At 43.8% G+C, this 12328-nt stretch carries 11 protein-coding genes; all 11 read left to right on the top strand.

Features of this window, described 5'->3' with window-relative positions; translation table 11 throughout:
* Nucleotides 1-27 precede the first annotated feature (27 nt).
* On the top strand, nucleotides 28-936 hold the full coding sequence (locus I6L48_RS16130; RefSeq protein ID WP_181497391.1) for a hypothetical protein: 909 nt from the start codon (nucleotides 28-30) through the stop codon (nucleotides 934-936).
* A gap of 166 nt (nucleotides 937-1102) precedes the next feature.
* A complete protein-coding gene (locus I6L48_RS16125) occupies nucleotides 1103-1504 on the top strand; it encodes a hypothetical protein (protein WP_181497392.1) in 402 nt (133 codons plus the stop codon).
* A complete protein-coding gene (locus I6L48_RS16120; RefSeq protein WP_181497393.1) occupies nucleotides 1501-1950 on the top strand; it encodes a hypothetical protein in 450 nt (149 codons plus the stop codon). Before I6L48_RS16125 ends, I6L48_RS16120 begins: the two co-directional genes overlap by 4 nt.
* Before the next feature lie 51 nt (nucleotides 1951-2001).
* A complete protein-coding gene (locus I6L48_RS16115) occupies nucleotides 2002-2901 on the top strand; it encodes a nucleotidyltransferase (RefSeq protein WP_181497394.1) in 900 nt (299 codons plus the stop codon).
* Between the two features lie 77 nt (nucleotides 2902-2978).
* Entirely contained in the window at nucleotides 2979-3545 is a 567-nt protein-coding gene (locus I6L48_RS16110; RefSeq protein ID WP_201998291.1) for a hypothetical protein, read from the top strand.
* 316 nt (nucleotides 3546-3861) lie between these two features.
* The gene (locus I6L48_RS16105) at nucleotides 3862-5250 is read left to right on the top strand and encodes a site-specific integrase (RefSeq protein ID WP_063625531.1); all 1389 of its coding nucleotides are present in this window, start codon (nucleotides 3862-3864) and stop codon (nucleotides 5248-5250) included.
* Nucleotides 5251-5495: 245 nt separating this feature from the next.
* Complete coding sequence (locus tag I6L48_RS16100; RefSeq protein ID WP_199763661.1) at nucleotides 5496-6668, top strand: tyrosine-type recombinase/integrase; 1173 nt, start codon at nucleotides 5496-5498, stop codon at nucleotides 6666-6668.
* Nucleotides 6669-6866: 198 nt separating this feature from the next.
* Nucleotides 6867-7832: a hypothetical protein gene (locus I6L48_RS16095; RefSeq protein WP_063625530.1), complete on the top strand. Its 966-nt coding sequence runs from the start codon at nucleotides 6867-6869 to the stop codon at nucleotides 7830-7832.
* 552 nt (nucleotides 7833-8384) lie between these two features.
* Nucleotides 8385-8642: a hypothetical protein gene (locus tag I6L48_RS16090; protein WP_017783779.1), complete on the top strand. Its 258-nt coding sequence runs from the start codon at nucleotides 8385-8387 to the stop codon at nucleotides 8640-8642.
* A 175-nt stretch (nucleotides 8643-8817) separates the two neighbouring features.
* Nucleotides 8818-10173: a virulence-associated E family protein gene (locus I6L48_RS16085; protein ID WP_216987442.1), complete on the top strand. Its 1356-nt coding sequence runs from the start codon at nucleotides 8818-8820 to the stop codon at nucleotides 10171-10173.
* 936 nt (nucleotides 10174-11109) lie between these two features.
* Nucleotides 11110-12021, top strand: coding sequence for an FRG domain-containing protein (locus tag I6L48_RS16080; protein ID WP_216987441.1), 912 nt, complete (start codon nucleotides 11110-11112; stop codon nucleotides 12019-12021).
* Nucleotides 12022-12328 lie beyond the last annotated feature (307 nt).

Genomic DNA, 12328 nt, shown 5'->3' with positions numbered 1-12328 from the left:
CTTTCTGTTGTAATTTTTAGGTTTGGAGTGGGCATCAGCAAAGTCGCAAACGCGTTGGTGATTGTGGCTTATGGTAATGTTAGGGAGAAAAATTTGAATAATTTAGAAGTCAATTATAAAGAACGCATTTCTGGTCTTTTCACGGATGGTTTCGAGAAAGCATTACTTAACGCCGCATTCAGTAATTTAAACGTTCCAAATCCATTAAGATTCAATAATTTTGCATATTCATTGAGAGAGCTGTTGCGTCATGTTTTACACCGATTATCTCCTGATGGAGATATATCTCAATGCGACTGGTTTAAACCTGATCCCACTTCTTCAACAGGATATACCAGACAGCATCGGTTAAAATATGCGATCCAAGGTGGACTATCCGATTTTTACGTGACCAAAAAGCTTAAAATTGATGAAATAGATGATGTGATTAGAGAGCTTCTTTCTATTATAAAGCTACTCAGTGGCTATACTCATATTGAGTCACACACATTCGACATCAGTGAATCAGAAGTAGAAAAATTGTCTACAGAGTGCTTAGAAGTCACTTTGAGATTTGTGGAAAAAATATCTGAAACACGAAATGAAATACTAGGTATGTTAATCGATGAAATAGATAGAAATCTATTAGAACGTATAATTTCAGAATCTGTTACTGAAATTATAGAGCTATCGACGCACCAGTATATTGAAGACATATATCATGATGGTGCTTATGTTGATAGAATTGGCCCTAAATCACTAACACTTAAAGTAACAGGGCATCTTGATTGTGAGCTTCAATATGGTTCTGGATCAGACATTCGTAGAGGTGATGGGGGCATAATTGCAACATCATTTCCATTTTTCGGAACAATAGATGTTAAGTTCGAAGCCCCATTAGGCAGTGTGATGGAAGTTGACAGCCTAAATGTCGATACATCAAGTTGGTACGAATAGAGCTTCTAACAAGCTAACTCTAGTTTAAATAGGAAAATGCTTTCCCCAGAGAATACTTTATCAATTAAACTATGAAGCAAAAATATAATTCTAGAATATCGATAAAACACCAAATGATCGTTAGGTGGATTGCTAGTAAACTAGGAAGTAGGAGAGCTGGTTCTATATGTCTGAAAAATTAATTCGGTGGGGCGTTTTTAGCGTAATGTTTGCACTACTTCCTATTTGTTTTCATGTGTTAAAGATTGCAAGTGCCGGGAAGGCCTTGTCTATTGAAAGTGTTTTTGGTAGTGGTGAGCTACTACTAATCGGTGCCGCAATTTCGGCCGCAGCTATAGGTGAATTAGTTATCGGTAATGCTTATAAAAGAAATATAAAACTAATTATATGTGGTGCTTGTATATTTTTGTTAGCATTGAACTCTCTTTGGTATGCAGATGTTTCAAGTGTTGCTAATGGTCAAGTGGCATATGATTTAAACGTAATTGCATCTGGGTCAGTAACTATGTTTTTAATAACTCTTGTTGTTAGTGGGTTGTGCGTAGCACTATCGGAGGTTACGGAATGACATTCGATAGTTTAGTTATATACGCATCATTGGTAACAGCAATTATTTCGATGTTTGTATTTGCATATTCAACATTTACATCAAAGCGGGGTTATCCAGATGTAACCGGCACTTGGACTCTATCTTTAAGTGTGGGGCCTTCATGTGCTTATGATGTAATAAAAGGGAAGATGATTATTAAAAGGCAGTTTCTTGGAGAATTACATGGTGTAATTGAAACCGAAACCAGCATCACTACTTTCAAAGGAACAATTAATAGACATGGCATGATTCAATGTGTGTATGGTTCTCCTGATGGAATTTCTGGAAATTTAATGCTGCTTTTAAAAACTGGAGGTCTTAGTGCCGAAGGACAGTATATGACCGCAGGCCAAGGTGGCCATATAACACAAGGCTATATATTTCTGGAACGAGCGGCTAACAAGAATATGCAGTCAGCCAAGTAAATTAATTAGATTATTTAGGCGTTACTTTCCTTTCAAAGTAAGGAGCAATTTATGAGTAGGGATTGGGAGTCTGTATTTGAAAGGTGGTCTCAAGGACCAAGTGCAACTGAGCAAGAGAGAGCTGAGAATGCTGAACGACAAATAAAGCAAGCAATTCAGGCAAGTGATAAGTTAAAAAATAGAAATATCATAGTTTTTACACAAGGCTCTTACAGGAACAGGGTTAATGTAAGGCAGGATAGTGATGTAGATGTAGGTGTTCTCTGTTTTGATACCTATTTTCCTGAATATCCTGATGATAATGTAAAAATGGAGCTTTCAAAAAGTTTTGCTCCAGCTACATATGAATACGCTCAATTTAAAAGTGAGCTAGAAGAGGCTCTTATAGCTAGATTTGGAAGAACGGCGGTTACACGTGGTAGTAAAGCTTTTGATATAAAAGCGAACACACATCGCGTAGAGTCAGATGTGGCTGCGTTTTTTGAGCATCGTAGATATATTACCTCCACACGTTATCATTCTGGAGTCGAAATGATACCGGATGATTACGACCCACCTAGAGTGAAAAATTGGCCTGAGCAGCATTATCAAAATGGTGTTTTTAAGAATAATGCCACATCAAGAAGATACAAGAGAGTTGTTCGTGTACTAAAGAAACTATCGAACGAGATGGCATCAAACGGTATTCAGTCAGCAAAAGATGCACCGAGTTTCCTCATTGAGTGCTTAGTGTTCAACGCATCAAGTCCATGCTTTGAATATCTATCTTTCAAACCGATGGTAAGGCATGTGCTCGCAGATATTTTCAATAATACCTTGTCATATGAAAAATGCTCTGAGTGGGGGGAAGTGAGTGAACTTAAGTATCTCTTCAGGAGATCACAGCCGTGGACTCGTGAGAGTGCTCACCAGTTCATAAGTGATGCTTGGGACTACATAGGCTACAAATAATGCTAACTAGACTTCATATTTCGTCGTTTATTGGTCTCACTATCGCAGTTTGGTTACTCGCTCTCTGGTTTCAAGGTATGCCTGTACTCAGATCAGACTTTGTGAAACCATTTGGTACAGTTGTTGGTGTCATAACTTTGCTTATCACCTTGTTTAATAAATATATTTGGTCATGGAAAATATTTAAAGGCTGGTATGTTAAAAGACCAGATTTAAGAGGGACGTGGAAAGTTGAATTGAAAAGTAGCTGGGTCAACCCTGACACAGGTGAAGAGATAGCACCAATATATGGATATGCAGTCATTAGACAGTCTTTAACATTTCTTAGTTTGAGGTTGATGACAAAGGAGTCTAGATCTGTATTGGTCGCCCATAGTATAGAACAGCAAGAAGATGAAGATCTTTATAAGCTTGTTGGCGTTTACCGAAATGAACCGAAAATTGAATTGCAAGGTGTTAGAAGTGAAATTCATCATGGTTCTTTTTCCCTAGAAATTCACGGTTCTCCAGTTGAAGAGCTGGAGGGGCATTATTGGACAGATAGGGCAACTAAAGGCGGAATGAAAATGGTTGGGCGTGTTGAGAAATTATATAACACATATGAGCAGGCGGAGCGTGAGATCGGCAGCTTCGCGAAAATGTGAGTTGTATAGGAAAGGACAACAATATTCCGATAGTCTGAAAGACTGCTCATTTTCTTGACATTCAAGAGTTTCTCTATATAAAAGGCGTAGAAAACCCATGGCAATAGCTTGAGTCAATCGCGCTGTTTTTATGGTCGATGTTAAAGGCGTAAGTCATTGAATATAAAGGTTATATTTGTGCTGTGATATACAAAAGTGAGGGTTCGAATCCCTCCCTCACCGCCAAATTGAGTGTGAATCAACCCCATGAATTTCATGGGGTTTTTTCGTTTCTGGAGGAGCGAAAAGGCCAGTGTCACTATGAGGTGTCACGATCATGCCGAGCTACCTGCTGAAAAACCGAAACGGAAACTACTACACCCGCATTCCGTTTCCCCAATCCCTCCGCCTGTTAGGCTGCCCCCTAGAGATCCGAGTCTCCCTGCTCACCAAGGATCGCAGTGAAGCCACGCTACGCAATCTGGTTGCAGCACATGGCATCAAGATAATGATGGGCAGATTACCCGCTCTCTTGAGGACTGACAGCCATCAGCCGACGACCCGTTTTCGAGACCTTATCGCGCCGGATCTGGCTCGCTTACGCCAACAACTGCTTTCCTCTGCTAACGGGCTTATTCAGTCGTCCCCACTTCCTTATAGTCAGCCCGATGACGTGTCAGCAGCATCCTGCTGCGACTCTCCAATGAGGGCATCGCAGTTACAGCCGTCTCTTGAGCCGATGCAGCACCTTGATCCGGTTACAGTGCCCAAGGCAATGGGCCAGTTGCAGGCTGAGTTTCTGGAGCGCAAATCGAATGAAAAAATCTCATCACGTTCGCTCCAGCAGCTCCAGACTCGTACAACAGCACTTATCAACGCTGTGGGTGGTGGCTTCTTCGTACAGGCTTTGAAATTCAGGCATGTAGATCAGTTTGTTCAGGAGCTGGCGACCAGTAAGGGACTGAAGACTGTGCGTGAATACAAGGCGGCCTGTACCCAGATGCTGAATTTTGCTGTGCAGATGGAATATACGGCCAAAAATCCATTTGATCAGGTCAAAATAAAATGTGCGCAGCCGACCCCACGACAGCGCTGGGAGCCCACCCAGCTCAGGGCATTGTTCAGCTCGGTAAACTTCACCCAGCACGCTTACAGCAACGTCGATGACTATTGGATACCCTTGGTACTACTACACACTGGCGCACGGCCTGCGGAGATCTGTCAGCTACGTGTCAGTGATGTGATGACCCAGAATAATATCGCTTGCCTCAACATTACCGACGAGGGAGAGGCGCAGTCGATCAAAAACGGCAACAGCAGGCGACTCGTACCCATCCACAGCAGGTTGATTGCGCTGGGATTCCTGCATTATGTCGAATTACGACGTAGGCAGGGCCATGTGCAGCTATTCAGTTGTACGGCTACAGGGGAGTTTGGCGAATGGACCAAAAATTTCGAGTGCCGCTTCTCCCGCTACCTGGGGAAACTGGGATTTGTGGCGGGGCAACGACCTACCGCCTATGGGTTCCGTCACACCGTTATTGATGAGCTGCAACAGCGTGATACACCCGAACATGCGGTCGCAGACCTGGCAGGACATAGCAAAATTGGTTTTACCTATCGCCATTATGGAAAAAAATCCACAGTGCAGCGTTTGCAGGCTGTAGTAGAACAATTAGATTTTTCTGATGCGCTTAAATTTGTTCTCCCTCACCGTCCAGAATAAGATTATTAAATAATATAAATAATTTCATCTGGACTATTTATATTGTTTTTTTCTGGTGATGAATGACGCACATTAGGAATATCTAATAACCTGTCTTAAATTCCACTGAAATATTAGTAAAAACGGATATTGACAAGCCTGAAAAAATGTGATTTTGCATGTTGACATGTCGTTTTGATGCGGTTAGTCTCACTGCAAATGACATGAGGATGGAGTTAATGGCGTATAGAAAAAACAGGATGGCAATGACGATTGAAGTGGCACTAAAAAATAATGTTCTTATTATGAAGCCGGCATATGCGCCAGCTACATTTAAGGCTTTTCGTCGCAAATCTGAACAGCTGAATAAATGGATTGGTAGGCAGATTATCTCTGATGTGACCGCAACCGACATGGGCCTCTTTTTGGCTAGGTTGCATCAGGAATATAGTAACAAAACTGTAAATCACTATCTCTCAATCTTGCGGCAGATATTCACTCGGGCTGTGGACGATAGGCTGATTGCCATGAGTCCGATACAAAATATAAAAACGTGTAAAACATCTTCCAACGATCCCGATCCATTTTTACAGCATGAGATCCAGGCTCTGAGGAGTTGCGAGGAGCATTACCCGATTGAGGTGGCATTAATCACCCTGGGAATCGGTACTGGGCTGCGAATTAGCGAACTCATGGCTCTTACTGTCGAGTCAATTGATCTGAATAAGCAGCAGCTGTTTATCGATTTAGCGCTGGTGGATAAGGAATTTAAAATCCCAAAAACCAGGGAGTCAAAACGGGTCATTGAACTGTGTGGCTGGACTCTGAGCGCAGCCAAAACACTGGTTGAGTATGCCCATCAAAGACAACCTCAGTTAATTACTGTATTACAAGCGGACAATAAAAAATCTTTACAGATGTATAGAACCTTATTGGCGTATTCGCAGGAAGAAGATCGGCCCTATGTCTCTGTTGACGATTTTCGGGAGGCATTTTTTAGGCCCTATTGTGAACGAGTAGCTGTACGCTATCGAGGGCCTAGCCAATTCCGCCACACCTATGCGAGTCAGATGCTCACTGCGGGCGTCTCTGTAGAGCGGATTGCCCGTAAAATGGGGCTAACCAGTACCGCCATGATATATAGGCACTACGGGAAATGGATTGTAGAGGATGCACCTGATTATGATGCCGTTGAGGATACTGTGCTGGACCGCTGTTTTAATGGTTTTACGAAACTGGAACCAGCTACGATAGCTAAATCCGACGAGTCTCATCAGTGTTATGGTTCAGACACTGCGTCTATAGACGATAGTGATTCGAGAATACACGATATTTCCGTTAATAGCTCATCTACATTACATATGGATGATAGGCGGATGGCAGCTATACATAAATTGAGCCAGCGATGGGGAGTAGACAAAAACAATATATTCTTATAGGTCAAGTGGTTTTATTTAACTAACAACAAATCCACGATATAATACTGTATGCAATAATTCAATTATTGTAGTGATACCGTTCACTATCATTTTACGATAAACGTTACGTGAGGTGTTATCCTATATGGCTGGCGCTCATAACTGTTGCGTTAAGATAATAGATTTTAAATAGGGGCCGAAAAGAGCCCTAGGAGATATATGACTACCAAAAAGACGGAGTTTGAGTATACGAAGCTGGCTGAATTTTTTTACCAACGCCTTGAAAATAGGGCGATACCACTCACGGCAAAAAACATTTCTAATGAATTGCTAGCCTGTGCACCAGATTACCGACCAGGGTATTGGCGGAGACTGCGATGTGCTCTGGCATATCACCAGAATATGCTGGGCTATGTTGATGCTGCCGAGCGTATTCGGAGGGCGAAAAACCCTGTGACTGCACATGGTAGTAATTTATCAAAAAAATCCAGACAGCCCCGCGCGAGGGCGATCAATCAGGCAGATGAGGATGCTCTGAAATCATATTTTAACCAGCGTGGTGACATTAGTATGGTTTCTGCCATCCTCATTTTTAAAAACGCAGGTATTAGACCCGCAGAGCTTTCAGGTCTGAGAGTGGATGGAAATCGGCTTATTGTGACGGGCGCTAAAAAAAGCCATAGCGGACAACGGGGGGCAGACCGCACTTTACTGTTGGATGGCATCGATTCTGGCCTGCTCAGATATTGTGTCATGCAGGCGCAACGAGTAGACATTGGTGTGATGCAGGACAGGCTGCGGGCTGCTGGTAAAAAACTATGGCCTAGGCGTAGGGCTCTACCCACATTTTATAGCTGGCGTCACCAGCTCGGCTCTGAGCTCAAAGGTTCCGGAATGGACCGCCAACGTATTGCATATTTGATGGGCCATCAGGCCACTGGCTCTGTTGACCGTTATGGCAATAGGAAATTGGCTAAAGGTGGGCGACTGCCTAGCTGCCCTGCTGATGCCGATTTAAGCGGAATTCGTATGACTCACAGTCAGCTATCAGCGGATAATACACATTATATCAAGCCTGAGTCTCCAGTAATAAATCAGGTCAATAATAATTCTGTGGGGAATAGAGGATTGGCCGCATTCATACGCAGAGGGAAAAATGAATCCAGTGGGAATGATTTATCATAGTCAAAAAACTCAGGGCTAATTATCTAAATGCAATCATTTTAAAATGGGAGGAAGTTGACAATACACAACATGGTAATGCCGACTGCCACACACGTAAGTACGAGGCGTGATACCACGTAAGAACGCGTTTTAAAACCATACTTACGCGCACAAAAGTGCGTAAGTATGGGGATGTGGTGAGAGTAGCGAACCCGTAACCCCCGTAGTGAGCTTGCGAACGCAGTGGGGTGGAGAATCCCTTTTTATGGATGGCATGGAGCGGGAAATGTGGAATGACTTAGGAACCTGATATATGTGTCCAGGTGGAGTCTGACGAAGGAGGAACAACCTTGATACATATATTGGTGACGGGGCATCCATATTTATTGCGCAATGCCATTTATAAAAACTGTTAAGATGATTATTTATTTTTACACAAAACGCAGTCATGACATCGCTTGATGCTGATCAATCGAGGGCGTTTAGATAACAACCAATATCTAACCAGCAGAATTTATGACAACCGAAAAGGCACAATATTTTTTAACTAAATAGAGGAAATAGAGAAAAAAGATGAAAATTCTGAACGAAATTTTGGCTCTCATTGTAGAGCACCCGCGCACCGGATCTAGCAGGGTGCTGGCTGCTGCGTTGGCATCGGCATGTAACACTCACTACGCAGTGTCATTGCTCGATGTGTCTGCGAGGCTTGATGAAAATAGCATGCGGCTGGTTGCGCGTCTTGCTCGGATCACTCAGGAACCCGATTATTCGAACGACGCACAGGATCAGGCGCTCCAACGCCTGCGGGCGCTCGGGCTCATTTGCTGATCGAGGACAGACGGGCTAATACCGCCATTATTGGTTGCACAATACCATTCATAAAAACCGCTAGATTTAATTGAGTGTGTGGTTAATATGTTTGCTGCTCACGAAATTAAAAAGTAGAAAATGACAAGGGCTTCTATATAACAACAATCAGGCGATAAAGCCGAGGACTATAAAAATGAATAATAATGAAAATACTACAGCGGGGCATGATATTCCGTCAAATGATGGTCAGAACGACGGCATTGCCACACAACAGGTTCAACAAGCTGTCAGGTCGGTGATGCAGGGTGAACTGCTGACTCTGCCGGACATGGGTCCTACTGGCCGCCCTATCAAAACCAGTGCAAATCTGTGCGCCCTCATTCGATTTCAGGCATGGTTGCCGCGCTACAACCTGATGACGGGTGAGCCGGAACTGGCGGGTGCTGATGGTGAGCGCCTGGGGGGCTCTGAGGCGGGCCAGCGATCTGCGCTGGTTGATGCCTGCCAGCTGGCAGGTGTGCCGGATGCCGTGATTGAGGAGCACCTGATCGCAATTTGTGAGCGCCACAGTTATCACCCTGTGCGTCAGTGGCTCGAACGTGGGGCACCGTGGGATGGGAAACCGCGCATCGATTCGGTGATTGCTACCCTCAATACCGCTAATCCCGCCTATGCTGGTGCCGTGTTGCATGCATGGCTGGTTGGGTGTGTTGCTGCGCTGTATCACCCACGCTGGCATTCAAAACTGGTGCCTGTGCTGGCGGGCGGGCAGTCCCTCCGTAAATCCGCATGGATTAGCCGTCTGGCTGCCGTGGTGCCAGGTTCAACCCTGGATTGCTCCATCAATCCAGACAGACCTGATGATGTTCGTCGCGCTGTGTCAGCGTGGATTGTGGAACTGGCTGAGTTGGAAAGTACGACGAAGCATGAGGCTGGCTCGCTCAAAGCTTTTCTGACAAGGGAGAGTGACTGTTTCCGCCTGCCCTATGCCCGTAGCATGACCACTAAAAAGCGCCAGACCGCATTTATCGCCACGGTTAACGGCTCGGATTTTCTCAGAGACACGACAGGTAACGCTCGATTTGCGGTTATCGAGCTAGCCGCTGCGGCTGATGTTGATCGCCTGAATGCGATCCTAGGCTGGAGCTGGAATGCAGGCCGACTATCCTTGGATGATCCTGAGCAACTGCGCCAGTTCTGGCTGGAAGTTATGGTCCATTATGAGTCTGGTTCGACGTGGTTTCTGGATGATGCGACTGCTGCACTGGCCGCCTCTGTAAACGATGCCCACACCGATAAGGGGGCGTACTATGAGGTTATTTACCATCGCCACTTATCGTGCCCGCTGCCCTCAACTGAGTGGTTCACTGCAAGCGAGCTTTGTGCCCGCCATGGAGAGAAGCTGAGCATGGCGAGCAACTGGGGTAAGGCGCTCAGGCTGCTCGCGAGCGAGGGCAAGATCCAGAGCCGTAGGGAGCGTTCTAATCGGACTGAGTACCAGCTTCCAGTCGATAGCCCCAAAGAGAAGAGCAAAGCCGACAAGGCGTGATTCTAAAGCCCTGCCGATAAGGCGGGGCTTTTTTTGCCTGTCTGTTGGGCAGGTGATTAAGTGGTTAAGTACGGGTTAAGTGCAATGTCGCTTGCTTAACCAGCCTCAAATCCGCGCCATTACTGGCTTACAGTGGGTTTTGGTTAATTGATTAAGTGATTTATATATAAAGTCACTGAGTAAGCCTTGATAAGGGCCCCTCCAGCACGCACAGCACTTTATAGCAACTTCACCTAACCGCTTAACCACCATTACATCAAACGCAGTCATGGCAAGGGTTTGAGGGTGATTAGGAGGAGATTGACTCACTTAACCAGTACCTAACCACAACAGCAATTACACCGGATTAGATTACCGATCACCATCACAACTCGGCAGGCGAATTAGGACCTAGAGGCTGTAAAACGCGAACTGGGGAGACTCTGATTTTCTTATTGCCGTTGAATGCTCAACGGCAGATTAGCCATATCAACCCCTCAGTGCCCTTGATGTGATTATCAGCCAGCACGATCCATGGCAAGCAGCAGAATCGACTCATTGACAATATTAGGGAAAGTGCGAACAAGTATCCCACGAACAAAAAATGAAAATTTTAGTCATTTAATATCAATGGGTTACCAGTAAATGCTCTCGTACCATATGACTTATTCGCACCTTCCTTAGCTTTAGTCGTGATATGGCTCATATTCATGGTGGTAACACCATGGTAATATTGAAAAAATAATGAAAAGGCGCCCAAATGACTACGACGATATTGATACCCTCAAAGAGCCGTCTTTCGGGTGCGGTAGCCATCGCGTTAAGGAGCGGGACGAACAAGCCGGACAGAGGGCTGCGTACCCCATTATACCCTACTGGAATCTATTCTCTCGCCCTAGTAAAAATATTGGCCTCCTAAGCCAGTAGATAGCATTTAAATAAAAATAAGGAGTGACATTGGAAATAAAAGAAACACAGCTAGGGAGCCTGAGAACTCTACTTGGGATTATGCCAGAGCTGGAAGATAGAGATAGTTTATTTTTCTTTCGTGGACATGCTAATAAAGAATTCTCGCTGCTGCCTTCGATATATCGAAATAAGCGTTGGTTGTCAAATGAAGACAAGATCATTCGAGAGATTATCATGCGCTGCCCTAACGAATTCATCTCTATGAAGAGCAGTTTTGAAAAGCTAGTAAAAATGCAGCACTATGATTTACCTACAAGGTTGCTTGACATTACAGAGAATCCATTAGTTGCGCTTTATTTTGCTTGCGTTGGCGAATATGAAAGGGATGGGGAAATTATTTTCTTTAAAATCCCCAAGTCAGAGGTTAAATATTTCGATAGCGATACTGTCAGCGTTGTGTCTAACGTTGCATGGGCTAAAGCTGATTTTGAAGTGGCTGAACGATTTGATGGAGATTATAATAAATTTCATCATAAAGAAAATCATCATGCTTTAAAGCTAATGCATGATATTAAACAAGAAAAACCACATTTTTTGGAAAGAATAAACCCGAGTCATGTAAAAAGTGTAGTTTGTGTAAAGCCCAAAATGGATAACCCTAGAGTCGTCCGGCAAGATGGTGCGTTTTTATTGTTTGGTATCGGGCAAAATAAACACACTCCAGCTACTCTTCCCGATGAGTGGATTTTTAGGCCGAAACATAAGCGATATATTATCAAGTCATCAGATAAGTTGAGCATTTTGAAACAGTTATCTGGGGTAGGAATTTCTAAAGCAAAACTATTTCCTGAAATGGACATGGTTTCACAGTTTATTAAAAATGATTATGGTTTGGATAATGTTGAATTTTCTTCAAGCACTAAAGAATACGTACCGTTCAGCATTAAAGTATCATATTAAAGCTGAGTTGAACGCTATGTTTTTAACTAAGGAGTCTATCTATGTCTATTGAATTGATTAGAAGGGTGCAACGCTTTAGGGAAGGTGCTAACAAGTCACTTGGCACAAAAACACACCATTCTAAATTATTGATATTAAATGGCTAAACTTTTTAGTTTTGGCACATAGGGTACTTATTCGCACCTTCCCTAAGTCCTGTAAGGTAATTGACAGTGTCACATGATTGTGACACGATCTTGCTTGTTTTTAACCATAACTGGTTGATTCACATGGTGTTAGTGAGCAGAATCGAGGGTTCGAATCCCTC

Origin of the sequence: Aeromonas sp. FDAARGOS 1418 (assembly GCF_019048585.1) — a bacterium.
GTDB lineage: Bacteria > Pseudomonadota > Gammaproteobacteria > Enterobacterales > Aeromonadaceae > Aeromonas > Aeromonas caviae.
The sequence above is the reverse complement of the archived record's forward strand: the minus strand, read 5'-3'. Positions and strand labels throughout refer to the sequence as shown.

Coding starts and splice junctions, on each gene's coding strand:
- I6L48_RS16110 (WP_201998291.1), top strand. CDS start 2,979: ATGCCTGTACTCAGATCAGACTTTGTGAAACCATTTGGTACAGTTGTT.
- I6L48_RS16115 (WP_181497394.1), top strand. CDS start 2,002: ATGAGTAGGGATTGGGAGTCTGTATTTGAAAGGTGGTCTCAAGGACCA.
- I6L48_RS16100 (WP_199763661.1), top strand. CDS start 5,496: ATGACGATTGAAGTGGCACTAAAAAATAATGTTCTTATTATGAAGCCG.
- I6L48_RS16085 (WP_216987442.1), top strand. CDS start 8,818: ATGAATAATAATGAAAATACTACAGCGGGGCATGATATTCCGTCAAAT.
- I6L48_RS16125 (WP_181497392.1), top strand. CDS start 1,103: ATGTCTGAAAAATTAATTCGGTGGGGCGTTTTTAGCGTAATGTTTGCA.
- I6L48_RS16095 (WP_063625530.1), top strand. CDS start 6,867: ATGACTACCAAAAAGACGGAGTTTGAGTATACGAAGCTGGCTGAATTT.
- I6L48_RS16105 (WP_063625531.1), top strand. CDS start 3,862: ATGCCGAGCTACCTGCTGAAAAACCGAAACGGAAACTACTACACCCGC.
- I6L48_RS16120 (WP_181497393.1), top strand. CDS start 1,501: ATGACATTCGATAGTTTAGTTATATACGCATCATTGGTAACAGCAATT.
- I6L48_RS16090 (WP_017783779.1), top strand. CDS start 8,385: ATGAAAATTCTGAACGAAATTTTGGCTCTCATTGTAGAGCACCCGCGC.